Genomic DNA, 19,293 nt, shown 5'->3' on the forward strand with positions numbered 1-19,293 from the left:
ACAAAATCTGAACGTAATAATATCAAAACGTCGTCGAATTGATAGTAGTTCTCATTAGTATTTACATAGTGCCGTAATTTTCGCTCACTTTCCTTGCGCTTACGCAGTAAAAATTTCTTATGCGAATTTTTGATAATATTTTCTGCTTATTCGATAAGCATCCGGATGCACATTCTGACAATCGTGGTAGTCTGGACGTCCAGACGTATAAAAATAGGGTTAGCGAACATGACTAAAAAGCAGCTTGAGACCACGCTGGTGCAGGCAGGACGCAGTAAGAAATACACGCAGGGCTCGGTCAACAGCGTGATCCAGCGCGCCTCCTCGCTGGTGTTTGATACCGTTGAAGATAAAAAAATCGCTACGCGTAATCGCGCGAAGGGCGGGCTGTTTTACGGTCGTCGTGGCACGTTAACCCATTTCTCGTTGCAGGAAGCCATGTGCGAACTGGAGGGCGGCGCGGGCTGCGCGCTGTTCCCGTGCGGCGCGGCGGCGGTCGCCAATACCATTCTGGCGTTTGTGGAACAGGGTGACCACGTCCTGATGACCAATACCGCCTACGAGCCAAGCCAGGACTTCTGCACCAAAATACTCAGCAAGCTCGGCGTCACCACCAGCTGGTTCGATCCGCTGATTGGGGCCGGTATTGCCGGGCTTATTCAGCCCAACACGCGCGTTGTGTTCCTGGAATCTCCCGGCTCCATCACCATGGAAGTGCATGACGTCCCGGCCATCGTGAAGGCGGTGCGCAGCATAGCGCCGGAAGCGATCATCATGATCGACAATACCTGGGCGGCAGGTGTGCTGTTTAAAGCCCTGGAATTTGACATCGATATCTCCATTCAGGCGGCGACCAAATACCTGATTGGCCATTCCGACGGCATGATCGGTACGGCGGTGTCTAACGCCCGCTGCTGGGATCAATTGCGTGAAAACGCCTACCTGATGGGCCAGATGGTGGATGCCGATACCGCCTACATGACCAGCCGGGGCATCCGTACGCTCGGCGTGCGTTTGCGTCAGCATCACGAAAGCAGCCTGCAAATTGCACAGTGGCTGGCGCTGCATCCGCAGGTGGAGCGCGTTAACCATCCGGCGCTGCCGGGCAGCAAGGGCCACGAATACTGGCAACGTGACTTTACGGGCAGCAGCGGGTTGTTCTCATTTGTTCTTAAAAAGCGCCTGAATGACGCCGAACTGGCAAGCTATCTGGATAACTTTACCCTCTTCAGCATGGCCTATTCATGGGGTGGGTTTGAATCGCTGATCCTGCCCAACCAGCCGGAGCAGATTGCGGCCCTGCGCCCAGGCGGCGAGGTGGACTTCGAGGGGACCTTAATCCGCCTGCATATCGGGCTGGAAAATGTGGACGATTTAATTGCGGATTTATCGGCAGGATTTGAGCGCATCGTGTAAAGTGCTGGCTGAAATGTACTCCCCGGACGCTATTCTGAACACCGCAAGCAGAAAAGTCTGTATGAGATGCGCCTGCGATCAACCCCGACAGGCAAAATTGGGAGTACAATAGCGTTATATCTGCTGTTCCACAGGAAAGTCCATGGCTGTTATTCAAAATATCATCACGGCGCTCTGGCAACACGATTTTGCCGCGCTGGCGGACCCGCATGTCGTCGGGATTGTCTATTTCGTGATGTTCGCGACGCTGTTTCTGGAAAATGGATTACTGCCAGCCTCATTTTTACCCGGTGACAGCCTGCTCCTGCTCGCAGGGGCGTTAATCGGCAAGGGCGTGATGGACTTCGCACCGACAATGGTGATCCTCACCTCTGCGGCCAGTCTCGGCTGTTGGCTGAGCTACCTGCAAGGGCGCTGGCTTGGAAACACTCGCGTGGTGAAAGGCTGGCTGGCGCAGCTGCCGCATAAATATCACCAGCGCGCGACCTGCATGTTTGACCGTCACGGCCTGCTGGCGTTACTTGCCGGGCGTTTTCTGGCGTTTGTTCGTACCCTGTTGCCTACCATGGCGGGTATTTCAGGCCTCTCTAACCGCCGCTTCCAGTTCTTCAACTGGCTGAGCGCCCTGCTCTGGGTAGGCGTGGTCACCACGCTCGGCTACGCGCTGAATATGATCCCCTTTGTTAAGCGCCATGAAGACCAGGTGATGACCTTCCTGATGATCCTGCCGATTTTCCTGCTGGTTGCAGGGCTGGTGGGTACCATTGCGGTAGTGATTAAGAAAAAGTATTGCAGCGCATAAATAAAAGCCGGGTGGCGCTACCGCTTACCCGGCCTCCGTTTCCCCTCAGGCTCCCTGCATGGTTCTTATACGTGACGCATCTTCCCCCGGCGTGACGCCGAAGTAGCGCTTAAACTCCCGACTAAACTGCGACGCGCTTTCATACCCGACCCGCATCGCCGCGGCGCTGGCCTTCATGCCATCGTGGATCATCAGCATCCGCGCCTTATGCAGACGGTAGGTTTTGAGGTACTGCAACGGTGACGTGCTGGTGACAGATTTAAAGTTATGGTGAAACGCCGAGACGCTCATATTGGCTTCCGCCGCCAGCTGGTCAACGCTGAGGTTTTCCGTGTACTGGCTCTCGATGCGCTTCAGCACGCGGCTAATCAGGCTGAAGTGCGTTTGCCGGCTTACCAGCGCCAGCAGCGCCCCGCCGCCCGGTCCCAGCAGCACATGGTAAAGAATTTCGCGGATAATCTGTTTTCCGAGAATACGCGCATCCAGCGGCCTTTCCATCACGTCTAACAGGCGTTCAATCGCGCAGAGAATTTCCTCCGACAGGGTCGCGGAGTTGATACCGCTTGCCGCCATTGACGGCCGGAAAAGTTCGTCCTCCCCAATCTCCATCAGCAGCTCCTGCAACTGGAGGATGTCGACGTTGACGCGGATCCCGGCCAGCGGTACCTCCTCTGTCGCGAAAGTTTCACATTCGAAGGGTAAAGGTACTGTCAGAAGCAGATATTCATTGGTGTCGTAACGGAACACGCGCTCATTGATATAGCCAATCTTATGGCCAGAAAAGAGAAACACGATGCCGGGCTGATACATCACCGGGGTGCGCGTCCCGGGCTGGGTACCGTACAGCAATCGGATATCCGGCAGCAGCTCAGCCGAATCATTTCCGTTATCTATCATTCTTTTAATCTGCGACGTTAGCTGGCGGCAGATGGCATCACGGTTCATTTTCAGTTACTCCGGGTACGGTTTCCGACGCTGACAGTGTGCGCATTTTCTTACCGTTTCTCCAGCGCGCTGTAGAAATGGGCAAGACATCGGCAGGAATGTGCATTGAGAGGATAGCGCCTGCCCGCCACAATGAGCAGCATCAGGTTGCCTTCTGCGCCACCACGATTTTTTACCCACTACAGGGAACAAGCCATGAACAACTTTAATCTTCATACCCCAACCCGCATTCTGTTTGGTAAAGACGCCATCGCCGACCTGCGCGCGCAAATCCCCGCTGACGCCCGCGTCCTGATTACCTACGGCGGCGGCAGCGTGAAAAAAACCGGCGTACTGGATCAGGTGTACAGCGCTCTGGAAGGTCTGGACGTGCGCGAGTTCGGCGGTATCGAGCCTAACCCGTCTTATGAAACGCTGATGAACGCGGTAAAAATCGCCCGTGAGGAGCAAATCACCTTCCTGCTGGCGGTGGGCGGCGGCTCCGTGCTGGACGGCACCAAATTCATCGCGGCGGCGGCCCATTACGCTGACGGCATCGACCCGTGGCATATTCTGGAAACGGGCGGCAGCGACATCAGCAGTGCGATCCCGATGGGCTCCGTGCTGACGCTGCCGGCCACCGGATCAGAGTCCAACAAAGGCGCGGTCATCTCCCGTAAAACCACCGGTGACAAGCAGGCCTTTATGAACGAACACGTTCAGCCCGTGTTCGCGATCCTCGATCCGGTTTACACCTATACCCTGCCTGCACGTCAGGTGGCGAACGGCGTGGTCGACGCCTTTGTTCACACCGTTGAGCAGTACGTTACTTACCCGGTAAACGCCAAAATTCAGGATCGTTTCGCGGAAGGCATTCTGCTGACGCTGATTGAAGAAGGTCCAAAAGCGCTGAAAGAGCCTGAAAATTACGACGTGCGTGCCAACGTGATGTGGGCTGCCACCCAGGCGCTGAACGGCCTGATCGGCGCAGGCGTGCCGCAGGACTGGGCTACCCATATGCTCGGCCACGAGCTGACGGCGATGCACGGCCTGGATCACGCCCAGACGCTGGCGGTGGTTCTGCCTGCGCTGTGGAACGAAAAACGTGACGCTAAACGCGCCAAACTGCTCGAGTATGCCGAACGCGTGTGGAACATCACCGACGGTTCCGACGATGCGCGTATCGATGCCGCGATTGAAGCCACCCGTCACTTCTTTGAAAGCCTGGGCGTGCCAACGCGTCTCTCTGGCTATGGCCTGGACGGCAGTTCCATCCCTGCCCTGCTGGCGAAACTGGAAGCACACGGTATGACGCAGATCGGCGAGCATGGCGACATCACCCTGGACGTCAGCCGTCGTATTTACGAAGCGGCACGCTAAGCGTTTTTAGGATCCTGACTTTCGTTTTTTGACATTTCGTCCAGACTTAATGCACATCACATCGTCGGAGGTTCCCTCCGGCGATGAGCACCTGAAGGAGGAAAAATGGCAAACCAAACCGTAATCAAGCTACAGGACGGCAACGTGATGCCCCAGCTGGGGCTAGGTGTATGGAAAGCCGGTAACGACGAGGTCGTCTCCGCCATTCATAAAGCCCTGGAAGTCGGCTATCGGTCCATCGATACCGCCGCCGCCTATAAAAACGAGGACGGCGTGGGGAAAGCGCTTGCCAGCGCCGGCGTTCCCCGGGATGAGCTTTTCATCACCACCAAGCTGTGGAACGAGGATCAAAAGCGTCCCCGCGAAGCGTTGCAGGAGAGTCTGGAGAAACTCCAGCTCGATTTCGTCGATCTTTATCTCATGCACTGGCCGGTACCGGCTATCGACCATTACGTTGATGCCTGGAAGGGGATGATTGAACTGCAAAAAGAGGGGCTGATAAAAAGCATCGGCGTCTGTAATTTCCAGGTTCATCATCTGCAACGCCTGATTGATGAAACGGGCGTCGCGCCGGTAATTAACCAGATTGAGCTGCACCCGCTGATGCAGCAGCGCCAGCTTCATTCATGGAACGCCACGCACAAGATCCAGACCGAATCCTGGAGCCCGCTGGCTCAGGGCGGCGAAGGGGTGTTTGACCAGAAAATCATCCGTGAACTGGCGGATAAGTACGGTAAAACCCCGGCGCAGATCGTCATTCGCTGGCATCTGGATAGCGGTCTGGTGGTGATCCCGAAATCGGTCACGCCATCGCGTATCGCCGAGAACTTCGACGTCTGGGATTTCCGCCTGGATAAAGACGAGCTGGGTGAAATTGCGAAGCTGGATCAGGGCAAACGGCTTGGGCCGGACCCGGATCAGTTTGGCGGGTGATCCCCTCACCCTGCCCTCTCCCCGGAGGGGAGAGGGTTAGACCTGTAGGCCCGGTAAGCGCAGCGCCACCGGGCATTGTTACAGGTTTAACCGGTCTTACGTTTTACGTTCTTCTTCGTTCCCGCAACACCGTTCGAACGCTGATGCGCAATAGGCGTGTGCTTGGTCAGCGCCGGGCGCGTGTTGCGGTTCTGGCGGCGCGCTTCGCGCATCTCTTCCAGCGTTGGCGCTGGCACCAGGCAATCACGACGCGAGCCGATCAGGTGCTTTTTCCCCATCTCTTCCAGCGCCTGACGGATCAGCGGCCAGTTTTTCGGATCGTGATAGCGCAGCAGCGCTTTATGCAGACGGCGCTGTTTATCCCCTTTCGGCACCACCACGTCTTCGCTCTTATAACCAATCTTACTCAGCGGGTTTTTGCCGGTGTAATACATGGTCGTCGAGTTGGCGAGCGGCGACGGGTAGAAGTTCTGCACCTGATCCAGACGGAATCGACGCTGCTTCAGCCACAGCGCCAGGTTCACCATGTCTTCATCACGGGTGCCGGGGTGTGCGGAGATGAAGTATGGGATCAGATACTGCTCTTTCCCCGCCTGTTTTGAATAGGTATCAAACAGCTGTTTAAAGCGGTCATAGCTGCCCATGCCTGGCTTCATCATTTTGGACAGCGGGCCTTCTTCGGTGTGCTCCGGGGCGATCTTCAGATAACCGCCAACGTGGTGCGTCGCCAGCTCTTTGATGTAGCGCGGATCTTCCACCGCAATGTCGTAACGCACGCCGGAGGCGATCAGGATCTTCTTGATGCCTTTCAGGTCACGGGCGCGACGGTAAAGATTGATAGTCGGCTCGTGGTTGGTGTCCATATGCTCGCAAATGCTCGGATAGACGCAGGAGAGACGACGGCAGGTCTGCTCGGCGCGCGGCGATTTACAGCGCAGCATGTACATGTTGGCCGTTGGACCTCCCAGATCGGAGATCACGCCGGTAAAGCCCGGCACCGTGTCGCGAATCGCTTCGATCTCGTTAACAATCGACTCTTCGGAACGGCTCTGAATAATACGGCCTTCGTGTTCGGTGATCGAACAGAAGGAGCACCCGCCGAAGCAGCCGCGCATGATGTTGATTGAGAAACGGATCATCTCGTACGCCGGAATACGGCTGTTGCCATATGACGGATGCGGCACACGCTTGTACGGCAGAGCAAAGACGCTGTCCATCTCTTCGGTAGAGAGCGGGATCGCTGGCGGGTTAACCCAGATATAGCGCTCGCCGTGCTTTTGCATCAGCGCTCGCGCGCAGCCGGGGTTGGTTTCATGGTGTAAGATGCGCGATGCGTGGGCGTAGAGTACTTTATCGCTTTTTACTTTTTCGTAAGACGGCAGCAGCACATAGGTTTTTTCCCACGGCTTCGGACGCGGCGGCTGCACCACCACGGCCTTTGCTTCCGCTTTCTTCGGCTCAACCGGTTTGTTATCCGCGCACGGCAGATCGTCACCGTACGGATGTGGGATAGGGTCGATTTTGCCCGGCATATCGATAATGCGGGAATCCACCCCGCTCCAGCTCGGCAGCGCCTCTTTCACCATGATCGCGGTGTTGCGCACGTCGCGGATCTCGCTGACCGGTTCACCCTGCGCCAGGCGATGCGCCACTTCCACCAGCGGACGCTCGCCGTTGCCAAAGATCAGCATGTCGGCTTTCGAATCCACCAGCACCGAACGGCGCACGGTATCAGACCAGTAGTCGTAGTGTGCGGTGCGGCGCAGGCTCGCCTCGATGCCGCCCAGGATCACCGGCACGTCTTTCCATGCTTCTTTGCATCGCTGGGTGTAGACGAGGGTCGCGCGATCGGGACGTTTACCCGCCACGTTGTCAGCCGTGTAAGCGTCGTCATGGCGCAGCTTACGGTCGGCGGTATAGCGGTTGATCATCGAGTCCATGTTGCCCGCGGTCACGCCGAAGAACAGGTTAGGCTTGCCCAGACGCATAAAGTCGTCTTTGCTGTTCCAGTCAGGCTGGGAGATGATCCCCACGCGGAAGCCCTGGGCTTCAAGCATACGGCCACAGATCGCCATGCCAAAGCTCGGGTGATCGACATACGCATCGCCCGTTACCAGAATGATATCGCAGCTGTCCCAGCCCAGTTGATCCATCTCTTCCCGGGACATCGGCAGGAACGGCGCCGGTCCAAAGCAGGCTGCCCAGTACTGGGGCCAGGAGAAGAGGTCGCGATCCGGCTGGATCAGGGAAATAGCGCTCATAATGCTTCCGAAGAAAAAATAGACAAAAGGAGCGGGATTATACGCTGGTTTACCGGGGGAAATGAAGGGGTATTGTGCGGGCTGTTGCCCTCACCCCAACCCTCTCCCACAGGGAGAGGGAGAAAGCGTTTTATGGTGCCGGATTCACCAGCATCTGCCCTACCGATCCCCTGTCCATCATCTCCAGCGTCTGGCTGTGGAACAGGAACGGGAAGTGCGGCCAGGAAGGCTGGCCGTAGTAGACGAGCAGTTCGACCTGGCCATCCACCCAGACGGTATCTTTCCAGCCCCTGTCTTCCGGGAACGGCATCGCCCCGTTGACGTTGCGGATCAGGAATGACACCCCTTCAATATGGAACGACTGCGGCATCTCCGAGCGGACGGTCCAGCGCTCCCATGTTCCCTGTTGGGCGGTGATATCAATGCGGTTTACGTCCCACAGCGCACCGTTGATGCCCGGATCGTCGCCAAGGCTGATATCGCGACTGCGTACTGCCGGGCCGGTCACAATCTCCTGCGGCAGCAGGCGCATCGGCAGACTGTCGGTCACCAGCGGCAACAGGCCGGTCGGGCGCAGCGTGAGCACCAGCGTGGAGACCAGAACGCTCGACGGTTCAAAGAAGCCGCGAATACGGTCAACAATGCTTGCCGCTTCGCCGCAGGTCACGGACACTTCATCCCCGTTGGTCATATCCACGAGGATCTCACGACGTTCGCCCGGTGCGAGCGCCAGCTGTTTTACCGACACCGGCGCAGGTAATAACCCCTGATCGCCTGAAATCACGTGCAGCGCGCGGCCGTCGCTCATCTGCAACTGGTAGCGGCGCGAGTTAGAGGCATTCAGCAGACGCAGGCGCACCCAGCCACGAGACACTTCGACATACGGGCTTTGCGCGCCGTTAACCAGCAGCGTATCGCCCACAAAACCACCGCTGCCCGGCTCGCTGTACTCCGGCGTGCCGAAGTTATCCAGCCGCTTGTCCTGAATAATGATCGGGAAATCATCGACGCCGTAGTGATTCGGGATCGGCAGCGTTTTGCTGACCTCATCTTCAATCAGCCACATTCCGGCCAGGCCGTTGTAGACCTGCTGGGCGGTGCGGTTCGGGGTGTTGGCGTGATACCACAATGTCGCCGCGCTCTGACGAATCGGGAGGACGGGCGCCCAGTCGGCATTCGGCGACATCATGCGTGCCGCGCCGCCAATCAGCGGCCCCGGCACCTGCAAACCACTGACGGTCATCGCGACATTTTCCGTCGTACGGTTACTGTAGATGAGCTTAACGTCATCGCCATTCCACACGCGAATGGTCGGCCCGAGGTAGCGTCCGTTAATGCCCCATACCTGCGCGCGCGTTCCCTGGGTAAAGGACCAGTGGCTACGCTGAAGCGTGAGGAATAGCGGCTGCCCGCGACGGGATTCAATCAACGGCGGAATAGGCAGCGGCTGTTGCTGCCCGGCGGCGCTGGCTGTCCGCGGCATCGCACCCGCACAAAGGGCGATACCCGAAGCCTGAATAAACTGACGCCGACTGAGTGACATATAAGCTCCATCTGAAACGACTAACAACGCGGGAATTCGTTTTCCCTTACACGACACCGGGTCAAATCTTACCGGCGGCTTCTCGCTCTGCAACTTCTTTATCGAGCTGCGCAATATGCTGAGCCATCAGCTCGCGGCAGTGCGTGGCCAGCTCGCGCACCTGGTCTTTACCGTATTTTGAGGTATCTACCGGCGGCAGCATTTCGACAATGACCAGTCCGTTATTCAGACGGTTAAGATTAATCTTATTCGATGTATTGGAAACACACACGGGAATAATTGGAACGCCTGCCGCAATTGCAGCATGAAACGCGCCGGTCTTAAACGGCAGCAGGCCGCGACCACGGCTGCGCGTCCCTTCCGGGAACATCCAGATGGAAATCCGGCGCTTTTTAAACTGATCCACCACTTCCGCAATGGTGCCATGCGCTTTGGCGCGGTTGTTACGGTCAATCAGTAAGTTACCGGTGAGCCAGTACAGCTGACCGAAAAACGGGATCCACAGCAGGCTTTTTTTACCCACGGTTACGGTCGGCGGAAGAACAATATTTGAGGCCGTCACCATATCGTAGTTGTTCTGATGGTTAGCGATATAGATGGCGTTACCGAAATTCTCCGCCCCTTCAGGCAGACGCTTTTCAACCTTCAGGCCAAACAGCGGCGCAAGACGACCAAACATGTGGCCAAACGTCGCGACATGCTTTGGGTTACGCGGGCTGAACAGGCAATAAATCGATCCGAAAATACAGACCAGAATGCAATAAATAACGGTAAGAATGAGACGAACAATGTATAGCATAGCGACCTCTGAAGCCCTGACAGCTGACAATTATACTTCACCTGTGGCCAGGTAAGGACTTTATTACGAGCGCGTATTGTTAATCGCAACGCACGAATTAACAACGTTTTTACGGGAAATTTTATGGTAATTCCCCCTCCGGAAAGAGGGGGGATGAAACAGGTTACTCTTCGCTGTCGTCCGCTTTGCTGCGCGCCGGCGAGTCGATCTCCACGCGGTCAATTCGCTGGAGGCCGCGCATCAGTGAGCCGCGACGTCCACGCTCACCCACCACCTTCTGCAACTCTTCCGGACGCAGTTTGATTTTACGCTTGCCGACATGAATGGTCAGGGTGCTCTGCGGCGGCAGCAGGAAGAGATGCGCGAGGCCATCGACGCCTTTTGCCGCTTCCGCTGACGGGATACTGATGATCTTGTTGCCCTTCCCTTTCGACAGCTCCGGCAGATCGCTGACCGGGAACATCAGCATGCGTCCGGCAGCGGTGATCGCCAGCAGCATGTCGCTTTCGTTCTCGATGATCAGCGGCGGCATGACGTGTGCGTTATCCGGCAGGCTAATCAGCGCCTTACCAGCACGGTTACGCGACACCAGATCGTTGAAGGTACAGATAAAGCCGTAGCCCGCATCAGACGCCATCAGCAGTTTTTGATCGTCGGCCTCCATCAGCATATGGTCCACCGTGGCGCCCGGCGGCAGCGTCAGCTTGCCAGTTAGCGGTTCGCCCTGGCCGCGCGCAGACGGCAGCGTGATCGGGTCGATGGCGTAGCTGCGGCCCGTGGAGTCGATGAACGCCACCGGCTGGTTACTCTTGCCCTTCACCGCCGCCTTGAAGCTGTCACCGGATTTGTAGCTCAGACCCGGCGCGTCGATATCGTGGCCTTTGGCGCTACGTACCCAGCCGCTCTGGGAAAGCACGATGGTCACCGGCTCGGAAGGCAGCATGTCGTGCTCGTTCATCGCCTTCGCCTCTTCGCGCTCGTGCAGCGGAGAACGACGGTCGTCGCCAAAGGCGTCGGCATCGGCCTGCAACTCTTTCTTCAGCAGGGTGTTCATCTTGCGCTCGGATGCCAGAATCGCCTGAAGCTGATCGCGCTCTTTTTCCAGCTCGTTCTGCTCGCCGCGGATCTTCATCTCTTCCAGTCTGGCGAGATGGCGCAATTTCAGTTCGAGGATCGCTTCGGCCTGGGTTTCGCTGATGCCAAAGCGCGACATCAGGGCAGGCTTAGGTTCGTCCTCGGTACGAATGATCTCGATCACTTCGTCAATGTTGAGGAACGCCACCAGCAAACCTTCGAGAATATGCAGGCGCTTAAGCACTTTCTCCAGGCGATGGTTCAGACGGCGGCGCACCGTATCGCGGCGGAAGGCCAGCCATTCGGTGAGGATCTCCAGCAGGTTTTTCACCGCCGGACGACCGTCCAGACCAATCATATTCAGGTTGATGCGGTAGCTTTTTTCCAGATCGGTAGTGGCGAACAGGTGGTTCATCACCTGCTCCATGTCCACGCGGTTAGAGCGCGGCACGATCACCAGACGGGTCGGGTTTTCGTGGTCCGATTCGTCGCGCAGGTCGTCCACCATCGGCAGCTTTTTATTGCGCATCTGGGAGGCGATCTGCTCCAGCACCTTCGCACCGGACACCTGGTGCGGCAGCGCGGTGATCACCACGGCGCCATCCTCTTTATTCCACACCGCGCGCATGCGCACGGAGCCGCGGCCGTTCTGGTAGATTTTGCGGATTTCCGCACGCGAGGTGATGATCTCGGCTTCGGTCGGATAGTCCGGCCCCTGCACAATATCCAGCAGATCGTCCAGCGAGGTTTTCGGCTGCTCAATCAGGGTGATGGCGGCTTTTGCCACTTCACGCAGGTTGTGCGGCGGAATGTCCGTCGCCATGCCCACGGCGATACCGGTCGTGCCGTTCAGCAGGATGTTCGGCAGACGCGCAGGCAGCATCTTCGGCTCCTGCATCGTACCGTCGAAGTTTGGCACCCAGTCGACCGTCCCCTGCCCCAGCTCGCCCAACAGCACTTCGGCATATTTAGACAGGCGGGATTCGGTATAACGCATTGCCGCGAAGGATTTCGGATCGTCCGGCGCCCCCCAGTTCCCCTGGCCATCCACCAGCGGATAGCGATAAGAGAACGGCTGGGCCATCAGCACCATCGCTTCATAGCAGGCGCTGTCGCCGTGCGGATGGTATTTACCCAGCACGTCGCCGACGGTACGGGCGGATTTCTTAAACTTGGCGGTAGCATTCAGTCCCAGTTCGGACATCGCATAGACGATGCGGCGCTGAACGGGCTTCAGGCCATCCCCGATAAACGGCAACGCCCTGTCCATGATGACGTACATGGAGTAGTTCAGGTAGGCGTTTTCCGTGAATTCATGTAGCGCGAGGCGCTCTGCCATATCGCTCATTACGTGTGATTCCTCAACTCAGAAACCGATGGGTTTCAGGCAATATTGCCGCAGATACTACCTCATCTGGCGAGTTGAGTCACAAAGAAAAAGGGCCGCATAAGCGGCCCTTTCCGGGTTATTTGTTCAGCTTGATAACCTGCTTCACGTCGATTTCAAACTCGTTCCAGTCTTTATCGATTTTACCCTGGAGTTCGACTTTATCCTGCGGGCTGACGGTCACGCCGTTCCAGCGCTTGTGGTCGATCTCCACCACCACCGTGCCGCTCTCATCGCGGAAGGTGTAACGGTCATCGGACAGGCGCTCGGTAATGTTCCCGCGCAGCTTCACCCAGGCATCGTCCTTCAGGTCTTTCACTTTAGCCGCGGTGGTGAGGTTGGCGTTGTTATCGACAAAGCCACCCTGCTGGGTTTGCGTCTGGTTCTGTGTCGCAGATGGGCCAGAGAAGCCACCCTGTGCAGCAAAGACAGGGGCCGTGGTCATCATCATGATGGCAGCAATTGCAGCGAATTTTTTCATCTTTATCTCTCCCTTTAATGTCGTTTCACAATCCATTAAACAGGGTAAACCTTAACAACTTCTTAAGGGGAAAATTTATTTATTTTTACTGTACAGCAGGCGCTTGCAGAAGGTTTACTGACGGCATCAAGGAGGAAATATGCGCATTTTACTGGTAGAAGACGACAGGCTCATCGGCGACGGCATCAAAGCGGGCTTAAGCAAAATGGGCTTTAACGTGGACTGGTTTACCGACGGTAAAACCGGGCAGGCGGCCCTGTACACCGCGCCGTATGATGCCGTGGTGCTGGACCTGACGCTGCCAGAAATCGACGGGCTTGAGATCCTGCGCGCCTGGCGCGAAAGCGGTAAGAGCGAACCGGTGCTGATCCTGACCGCGCGGGATGCGCTGAATCAGCGCGTCGAAGGGTTACGCCTGGGGGCGGATGATTACCTGTGTAAGCCGTTCGCGCTGATTGAAGTGGCGGCCCGCCTTGAAGCGCTGGTGCGCCGCAGCCACGGGCAGGCGCGCAGCGAGCTGCGTCACGGCAAGGTCACGCTCGATCCGGCAAGCCTTGTCGCCACGCTGGAGGGCGAAACGCTGGTGCTCAAACCCAAAGAGTTCGCCCTGCTGGAGCTGCTGATGCGCAACGCGGGCCGCGTGCTGCCGCGCAAGACCATCGAGGAGAAACTCTACAACTGGGATGATGACGTCTCCAGCAACGCCGTCGAAGTCCACGTTCATCATTTACGCCGCAAGCTCGGCAGCGAATTTATCCGCACCGTGCACGGCATCGGTTATACCCTGGGTGACGCATGAAACTGACCCAACGCCTGAGCCTGAAGCTGCGCCTGACGCTCCTCTTTTTGCTGCTGTCCCTGGCGGCCTGGTTTGCCGCAAGCGTGGTGGCCTGGCACCAGACGACCGACAAGCTCGATAAGCTGTTCGATACCCAGCAGATGCTGTTTGCCAAACGGCTGCTGACGATGGACGTGGACGAACTTCGCGCCCCGGAACGCATGCGCGAGGTACCGAAAAAAGCCAAACACGGCCACCTGGACGACGATGCGCTGGCCTTCGCAATCTTCACCGCCGACGGCAGCATGGTGCTTAACGACGGCGAAAACGGGCGCGACATACCTTACCTCTACCGCCGGGACGGGTTTGATGACGGTCGGTTGCAGGATGACAACGACGAATGGCGTTTCCTGTGGCTGACTTCTCCGGACGGGAAATACCGCGTGGTGGTTGGCCAGGAGTGGGAGTACCGACAGGATATGGCGCTGGACGTGGTCAGCTCGCAGCTGACGCCGTGGCTGGTGGCGCTGCCCGTCATGCTTTTGTTGCTGATTGTTCTGCTGAGCCGGGAACTGAAACCGCTGAAAAATCTGGCGCGGACCCTGCGCTCGCGCTCGCCGGATGCGACCGATACGCTGCCCACCCACGGCGTGCCGACGGAGGTTCGCCCGCTGCTTGATGCGCTTAACCATCTTTTCGCCCGTACGCAGGAGATGATGGCCCGCGAGCGCCGCTTCACCTCGGATGCCGCCCATGAGTTGCGCAGCCCGCTGGCCGCGCTGAAGGTGCAAACCGACGTGGCGCAGCTTTCCCTGGACGATCCCGGGGCGCAGTCTAAAGCGCTGGGGCAGCTGCATGCGGGCATCGACCGCGCCTCCCGGCTGGTGGACCAGCTTCTCACCCTGTCGCGCCTGGATTCACTGGATAATCTTGATGACGTCGAACCCGTGATGATGGCCGATTTGCTGCAATCCGCGGTGCTGGATATCTGGCATCCGGCGCAGCAGGCGGGCATTGATATTCGGCTCAACGTCAACGCGCCCGAGGTGATGCGTCACGGACAGCCGCTACTGCTGAGCCTTCTGGCGCGTAACCTGCTGGACAACGCCGTTCGTTACAGCCCGCGCGGCAGCGTGGTGGACGTGACGCTGCATACCCAAAGCTTTACCGTGCGCGACAACGGCCCGGGCATTTCATCCGATGCGCTGGCGCGTCTCGGCGAGCGCTTTTATCGTCCACCGGGCCAGGACGCCACCGGCAGCGGTCTGGGGTTGTCTATCGTCAAGCGTATCGCGGCGTTACATGGGATGCGCGTCTCGCTGGGCAATGCGCCGGAAGGGGGCTTTGAGGTGACCGTCAGCTGGCAGCCATTATTGCGCTGAGCGCAAAAGACTTTGCACATTCTGCTTATTTTTCCGCTCCGTCCTCGCGCGTAGAATACCCGGCATACTCTCAGCATCGAGGACAAATAATGAGCAACATTCTGATTATCAACGGCGCGAAAGAATTTGCGCACTCTAAAGGCCAGCTGAATGACACCCTGACCGAGGTCGCGGATGGTTTCCTGCGCGACGCCGGACATGATGTTAAGGTCGTGCGCGCGGACAGCGATTACGACGTGAAGGCCGAAGTGCAGAACTTCCTGTGGGCCGACGTGGTTATCTGGCAGATGCCGGGCTGGTGGATGGGCGCACCGTGGACCGTGAAAAAATACATGGACGATGTGTTTACCGAAGGTCACGGTTCGCTGTATGCCAGCGACGGTCGCACCCGCTCAGACGCGTCTAAAAAATACGGTTCCGGCGGCCTGATTCAGGGCAAGAAATACATGCTCTCCCTGACCTGGAATGCCCCGCTTGAAGCCTTCACTGAGCAAGATCAGTTCTTCGAAGGCGTGGGCGTAGACGGCGCGTATCTGCCGTTCCACAAGGCGAATCAGTTCCTGGGGATGGAGCCGCTGCCGACCTTTATCGTCAACGACGTGATTAAAATGCCGGACGTCCCGCGCTATATCGCAGAATATCGCAAGCATCTCGCGGAAATTTTTGCTTAACTGGTAGCCTGGAATTAGAAGGAGTTAATTATGCTTACCGTTATTGCTGAAATCCGTACGCGTCCTGGCCAACATCACCGCCAGGCGGTACTGGATGAGTTCGCGAAGATCATCCCGACCGTACTGAAAGAAGAAGGCTGCCACGGCTACGCGCCGATGGTGGACGCCGCCACCAGCGCAAGCTTCCAGGCGACCGCGCCAGACTCAATCATCATGGTTGAGCAGTGGGAAACCGTCGCGCACCTTGAAGCGCATTTGCAGACTCCGCACATGAAAGCGTGGAGTGAGGCGGTAAAAGGTGACGTGCTGGATACCCATATCCGTATTCTGGAGCAAGGGGTTTAAGTTCCGTGAAATTTGCCGGGTGGCACTGCGTTTACCCGGCCTACAAAACCTGACTCGTAGGCCCGGTAAGCGCTAGCGCCACCGGGCTTTTTGTATCATCTTAATACTCAACTGCTATGCTTATTCTGACTTCATTGTTAACAGGAGGATGGAATGGGACTTTTTAACTTCGTAAAAGAAGCAGGCGAAAAGCTGTGGGATAACCTGACCGATCATAAAGGTCAGGGCGACAAAATCACCGAGCACCTCAAGAAACTCAACATTCCCGGTTCCGATAAGGTTCAGGTTAACGTCACTGACGGCAAGGCCAGCGTGACGGGCGACGGGCTGACGCAGGAGCAGAAAGAAAAAATCCAGGTCGCCGTCGGCAACATCGCGGGCGTCAGCGAAGTGGAGAACAATATCACCGCGACAGATGCCAAAGATGAAGCCACCTACTATACGGTGAAATCCGGCGATACCCTGAGCGCAATCTCTAAAACCGTGTACGGCGATGCCAACCAGTACAATAAGATTTTTGAGGCTAACCGCCCAATGCTCTCCAGCCCGGATAAGATCTATCCCGGTCAGACGCTGCGTATTCCGAAAGCGTGATCCCTCTGTCGGGGGTTACCCCCCGACTGTTTTTACCAGTACAGTTTCCAGCTCTGCGTAAAACGCACCAGTGCCTCAACGTAGAAGTAATCGCCCCAGCTCGCGCACTCATCCACGCCTTTATTGCTCGCCAGGTGATACACCGAGTGCTTAAGCAGCCCGTTGCCCTTCTCTTCTTTGCCCATCAGATAGTGCTTTGTCAGCGAGGACATAATCCCTTTCGCCCATTCGAGGTAACGTTCGCGATCCGGATCTGTGACCGGCAGATGTTTCACCAGCTCCAGCAGTCCACACACCGCAATTGCCGCCGAGGAAGAGTCACGCAGTGCGTCGGTGCCCACCAGCGCCAGATCCCAGTGGCAGACGTAGTCTTCCGGCAGGCGATTGAGGAAGTAGTTCGCCAGCCGTTTTGACAGGGCGATCATCGTTTCGTCGCCGGTATAGATATAGCTCAGCAGGAAACCGTAAATGCCCCAAGCCTGCCCGCGCGACCAGCAGGAGTCGTCGGCGTAGCCCTGCTGGGTGTTGCCGTAGCGCGGTGCGCCGGTTGCCACATCCATATAGTAGGTGTGGAAGGTGGAGGCATCGTCACGAATGAGGTATGTCGCGGCCTGCATGACGTGCGCTTTTGCGGCGTCGGCAAAGCGCGGATCGCCCGTCTGCTCCGTTGCCCAGTAGAGCAGCGGCAGGTTCATGTTGCAGTCGATGATCATCCGCCCGGCCTGCTCCGGATCGGAGAGATCGCCCCACGCCTGGATGATTTTCGCCTTCTCGTGGAAGCGTTCAAGCAGGGCTTCCGCCGCCAGCAGCGAGAAGCCGCGCGCCTCGCGGCTTCCGGTCAGCCGCCACGCGGCTACGCAGGAGAGCGTGTAGAGGAAGCCTAAATCGTGGGTGTTGGTGTCGTTGCGCCCGGCGATGCGCAGGCCAAACGAGCGCACGTGTTTTTCCGCCATCGCGCGGAATTTTTCCTCGCCGCTCATCTCCCATGCCAGCCACAGCTGCCCGGTCCAGAAGCTGGTGGTCCACTCCACGTTGTCAGTCAGCGGATAAAAACCGTTCTGGCAGGTTTCCGCCGGGAATTTGTCGCCGAACTCCGTTAAATGACGGCTAATCAGGTCAAGAACGTGGCTGCGCGCCGAATTCAGTTCATCGCTGAATGCGCGGGAGTCAACGGGCGCAGCGATAACAGGCAGACGTTCTTCTTTGATACGACTTAACATATTTCGGTTCCTTCTTTGACGGCGTAATTTATCGTGTTGACGTTTCTGCTACGTTCAGCGCACGAGCCCCGCGCCATTTGCTCTGACAGGCGGATAACGTAAAAGCAGAAATAAGGGTAAAGGTCAGCGCCGTTGCGCCCATGATGATATAGGTGTGCTCAAAGCCAATACGGTCATACATATAGCCGGCAGGGGAAGAGACCACCACGTTGCCAACGTAGAGCATCGCCTGATAGCCGAGTAAATACATGGTGGCATTGACGCGCTTGTCGAAATGCTCGGCGATATATTTAAATACCGACACCAGCAGGAGACAAATTTCCAGACCGTATAGCGGCTTAAGCACTGAAATTAACAAGTGTGAATCACACATGCCGGAAATAATCAGACGCGCCCCAACCACCAGCCCGACAATTAACAGCCCGCGTTTGGCGCCAATAAAGTTCACAAACAGCGGGACCACCATATACATGACAAATTCCATGCCCGACTGTACGGTCCCGAGATAGCCGAATACGGCGTTGCCCTCATGAATATCATCGAAGAAGGTGACGAAATAGCGCGAGAATTGCTGCTCGGCGATAAACATCATCCATGCCACGCCCGCCACGTACAGGCAGAAGGCCCAGAATTTGCGGTTACGCAGCAGGGCGTAAACGTCGGACGGGGCAATTTTCTCTTTCGTCAGCACCTCGCCTGCGTGAGCGGAGTTAGTGTTCACTTTCAGGCTCAGCAGGACAATCAGCATCACCACCGACGCCACGCTGCCGAGAATAAAGTTATACGCCGGTGAGAGGTTGAACAGCAGGCCGGAGAAAGATGACGCCACCGCCCAGCCGAGCGATCCCCACATACGGATCTGCCCGAACTCCATGCCATTCAAACGGCTAAAGCGGTCGGAATAGGATTCACACGCCGCCACGCCCGCGTACCAGGCAAAGCTTAAATAGAGCGCGCCGATAATAATCCCCAGCAGGGTATTAGACATTAACAGCGGCTGGTAAACATAAATAAAGAATGGCGCCATCAGGGCCGACATGATCACCACAAAATAGAGCAGATATTTGCTCATGCCGATCTTATCGAGAATATAGCCGTAGATCGGCTTGAGAATAACGGAGAATATCCCGTTCACCGCAAAGACGGTTCCAATCACCGATCCGCTCAGGTTGGCTTTCTGACCGAGCCAGATCGCCAGCAGACCAATACTGGCAGACCAGGTAAAGAAATAGAGAAAGATAAAGCTGCTGATTTTGTAATATTCAGTTCTGTTGGTTGTCGATGTGCTTTTCATATCATCCTC

17 protein-coding genes are annotated in these 19,293 nt (G+C 57.0%); 9 read left to right on the plus strand and 8 right to left on the minus strand.

Translation table 11 applies throughout. The annotated features are described in order from the left end of the window. The first annotated feature begins 228 nt into the window (after window positions 1-228). Window positions 229-1,416, plus strand: coding sequence for a cystathionine beta-lyase (metC, locus tag ACJTMZ_RS10700; RefSeq protein WP_003862484.1), 1,188 nt, complete (start codon window positions 229-231; stop codon window positions 1,414-1,416). Between the two features lie 142 nt (window positions 1,417-1,558). After that, window positions 1,559-2,218, plus strand: a complete 660-nt coding sequence (gene yghB / locus ACJTMZ_RS10705) for a DedA family general envelope maintenance protein YghB (protein ID WP_015571869.1) — start codon at window positions 1,559-1,561, stop codon at window positions 2,216-2,218. Window positions 2,219-2,263: 45 nt separating this feature from the next. Here yghB and ACJTMZ_RS10710 read toward each other — a convergent pair whose 3' ends face one another. After that, the gene (locus ACJTMZ_RS10710; protein WP_033487660.1) at window positions 2,264-3,163 is read right to left on the minus strand and encodes an AraC family transcriptional regulator; all 900 of its coding nucleotides are present in this window, start codon (window positions 3,161-3,163) and stop codon (window positions 2,264-2,266) included. Window positions 3,164-3,358: 195 nt separating this feature from the next. On the opposite strand from ACJTMZ_RS10710, the gene yqhD reads away from it, so the two are divergent. Continuing rightward, window positions 3,359-4,522: an alcohol dehydrogenase gene (gene yqhD / locus ACJTMZ_RS10715; protein ID WP_408626918.1), complete on the plus strand. Its 1,164-nt coding sequence runs from the start codon at window positions 3,359-3,361 to the stop codon at window positions 4,520-4,522. Between the two features lie 105 nt (window positions 4,523-4,627). Then, window positions 4,628-5,455, plus strand: coding sequence for a 2,5-didehydrogluconate reductase DkgA (gene dkgA / locus ACJTMZ_RS10720; protein ID WP_047741518.1), 828 nt, complete (start codon window positions 4,628-4,630; stop codon window positions 5,453-5,455). Between the two features lie 86 nt (window positions 5,456-5,541). Here dkgA and ACJTMZ_RS10725 read toward each other — a convergent pair whose 3' ends face one another. From ACJTMZ_RS10725 to ACJTMZ_RS10745, 5 genes are all read right to left on the minus strand, one after another. Then, window positions 5,542-7,716 carry a YgiQ family radical SAM protein gene (locus tag ACJTMZ_RS10725; RefSeq protein ID WP_252011013.1) on the minus strand — a complete coding sequence of 725 codons (2,175 nt, stop codon included), beginning with the start codon at window positions 7,714-7,716 and terminating at the stop codon, window positions 5,542-5,544. 130 nt (window positions 7,717-7,846) lie between these two features. Continuing rightward, the gene (gene ftsP, locus ACJTMZ_RS10730; protein WP_017384056.1) at window positions 7,847-9,259 is read right to left on the minus strand and encodes a cell division protein FtsP; all 1,413 of its coding nucleotides are present in this window, start codon (window positions 9,257-9,259) and stop codon (window positions 7,847-7,849) included. A 61-nt stretch (window positions 9,260-9,320) separates the two neighbouring features. Further along, on the minus strand, window positions 9,321-10,058 hold the full coding sequence (plsC, locus tag ACJTMZ_RS10735; protein WP_003862497.1) for a 1-acylglycerol-3-phosphate O-acyltransferase: 738 nt from the start codon (window positions 10,056-10,058) through the stop codon (window positions 9,321-9,323). A gap of 163 nt (window positions 10,059-10,221) precedes the next feature. Further along, a complete protein-coding gene (parC, locus tag ACJTMZ_RS10740) occupies window positions 10,222-12,480 on the minus strand; it encodes a DNA topoisomerase IV subunit A (RefSeq protein WP_045341636.1) in 2,259 nt (752 codons plus the stop codon). 118 nt (window positions 12,481-12,598) lie between these two features. Next, entirely contained in the window at window positions 12,599-13,000 is a 402-nt protein-coding gene (locus ACJTMZ_RS10745) for a YgiW/YdeI family stress tolerance OB fold protein (protein WP_032649546.1), read from the minus strand. A gap of 139 nt (window positions 13,001-13,139) precedes the next feature. Here ACJTMZ_RS10745 and qseB point away from each other — a divergent pair, with 139 nt between their 5' ends. From qseB to lysM, 5 genes are all read left to right on the plus strand, one after another. After that, entirely contained in the window at window positions 13,140-13,799 is a 660-nt protein-coding gene (qseB, locus tag ACJTMZ_RS10750) for a quorum sensing response regulator transcription factor QseB (protein ID WP_017692662.1), read from the plus strand. Next, on the plus strand, window positions 13,796-15,160 hold the full coding sequence (gene qseC / locus ACJTMZ_RS10755; RefSeq protein ID WP_045906820.1) for a quorum sensing histidine kinase QseC: 1,365 nt from the start codon (window positions 13,796-13,798) through the stop codon (window positions 15,158-15,160). Before qseB ends, qseC begins: the two co-directional genes overlap by 4 nt. Window positions 15,161-15,249: 89 nt before the next feature. Continuing rightward, window positions 15,250-15,831, plus strand: a complete 582-nt coding sequence (locus ACJTMZ_RS10760; RefSeq protein WP_015571876.1) for an NAD(P)H-dependent oxidoreductase — start codon at window positions 15,250-15,252, stop codon at window positions 15,829-15,831. 30 nt (window positions 15,832-15,861) lie between these two features. Further along, complete coding sequence (locus ACJTMZ_RS10765) at window positions 15,862-16,176, plus strand: putative quinol monooxygenase (protein WP_015571877.1); 315 nt, start codon at window positions 15,862-15,864, stop codon at window positions 16,174-16,176. Window positions 16,177-16,329: 153 nt separating this feature from the next. Then, window positions 16,330-16,770 (plus strand): peptidoglycan-binding protein LysM, encoded by a 441-nt coding sequence (gene lysM / locus ACJTMZ_RS10770; protein ID WP_014885249.1) that lies wholly within the window; start codon window positions 16,330-16,332, stop codon window positions 16,768-16,770. 32 nt (window positions 16,771-16,802) lie between these two features. Here lysM and ACJTMZ_RS10775 read toward each other — a convergent pair whose 3' ends face one another. Continuing rightward, complete coding sequence (locus ACJTMZ_RS10775) at window positions 16,803-17,990, minus strand: glycoside hydrolase family 88 protein (RefSeq protein ID WP_015571879.1); 1,188 nt, start codon at window positions 17,988-17,990, stop codon at window positions 16,803-16,805. A 28-nt stretch (window positions 17,991-18,018) separates the two neighbouring features. Then, window positions 18,019-19,284 (minus strand): oligosaccharide MFS transporter, encoded by a 1,266-nt coding sequence (locus ACJTMZ_RS10780; protein WP_015571880.1) that lies wholly within the window; start codon window positions 19,282-19,284, stop codon window positions 18,019-18,021. Window positions 19,285-19,293: the final 9 nt, after the last annotated feature.

It is taken from the genome of Enterobacter sp. DN (assembly GCF_046054285.1).
Classification (GTDB): Bacteria; Pseudomonadota; Gammaproteobacteria; order Enterobacterales; family Enterobacteriaceae; genus Enterobacter; species Enterobacter hormaechei_C.

What these genes read in the sequence shown, in the direction of transcription:
- plsC (WP_003862497.1), bottom strand. Translation starts at nt 10,058, where the DNA reads ATGCTATACATTGTTCGTCTCATTCTTACCGTTATTTATTGCATTCTG.
- parC (WP_045341636.1), bottom strand. Translation starts at nt 12,480, where the DNA reads ATGAGCGATATGGCAGAGCGCCTCGCGCTACATGAATTCACGGAAAAC.
- ACJTMZ_RS10775 (WP_015571879.1), bottom strand. Translation starts at nt 17,990, where the DNA reads ATGTTAAGTCGTATCAAAGAAGAACGTCTGCCTGTTATCGCTGCGCCC.
- ftsP (WP_017384056.1), bottom strand. Translation starts at nt 9,259, where the DNA reads ATGTCACTCAGTCGGCGTCAGTTTATTCAGGCTTCGGGTATCGCCCTT.
- lysM (WP_014885249.1), top strand. Translation starts at nt 16,330, where the DNA reads ATGGGACTTTTTAACTTCGTAAAAGAAGCAGGCGAAAAGCTGTGGGAT.
- metC (WP_003862484.1), top strand. Translation starts at nt 229, where the DNA reads ATGACTAAAAAGCAGCTTGAGACCACGCTGGTGCAGGCAGGACGCAGT.
- qseB (WP_017692662.1), top strand. Translation starts at nt 13,140, where the DNA reads ATGCGCATTTTACTGGTAGAAGACGACAGGCTCATCGGCGACGGCATC.
- ACJTMZ_RS10760 (WP_015571876.1), top strand. Translation starts at nt 15,250, where the DNA reads ATGAGCAACATTCTGATTATCAACGGCGCGAAAGAATTTGCGCACTCT.
- ACJTMZ_RS10745 (WP_032649546.1), bottom strand. Translation starts at nt 13,000, where the DNA reads ATGAAAAAATTCGCTGCAATTGCTGCCATCATGATGATGACCACGGCC.
- ACJTMZ_RS10710 (WP_033487660.1), bottom strand. Translation starts at nt 3,163, where the DNA reads ATGAACCGTGATGCCATCTGCCGCCAGCTAACGTCGCAGATTAAAAGA.
- yghB (WP_015571869.1), top strand. Translation starts at nt 1,559, where the DNA reads ATGGCTGTTATTCAAAATATCATCACGGCGCTCTGGCAACACGATTTT.
- ACJTMZ_RS10725 (WP_252011013.1), bottom strand. Translation starts at nt 7,716, where the DNA reads ATGAGCGCTATTTCCCTGATCCAGCCGGATCGCGACCTCTTCTCCTGG.
- dkgA (WP_047741518.1), top strand. Translation starts at nt 4,628, where the DNA reads ATGGCAAACCAAACCGTAATCAAGCTACAGGACGGCAACGTGATGCCC.
- qseC (WP_045906820.1), top strand. Translation starts at nt 13,796, where the DNA reads ATGAAACTGACCCAACGCCTGAGCCTGAAGCTGCGCCTGACGCTCCTC.
- ACJTMZ_RS10780 (WP_015571880.1), bottom strand. Translation starts at nt 19,284, where the DNA reads ATGAAAAGCACATCGACAACCAACAGAACTGAATATTACAAAATCAGC.
- yqhD (WP_408626918.1), top strand. Translation starts at nt 3,359, where the DNA reads ATGAACAACTTTAATCTTCATACCCCAACCCGCATTCTGTTTGGTAAA.
- ACJTMZ_RS10765 (WP_015571877.1), top strand. Translation starts at nt 15,862, where the DNA reads ATGCTTACCGTTATTGCTGAAATCCGTACGCGTCCTGGCCAACATCAC.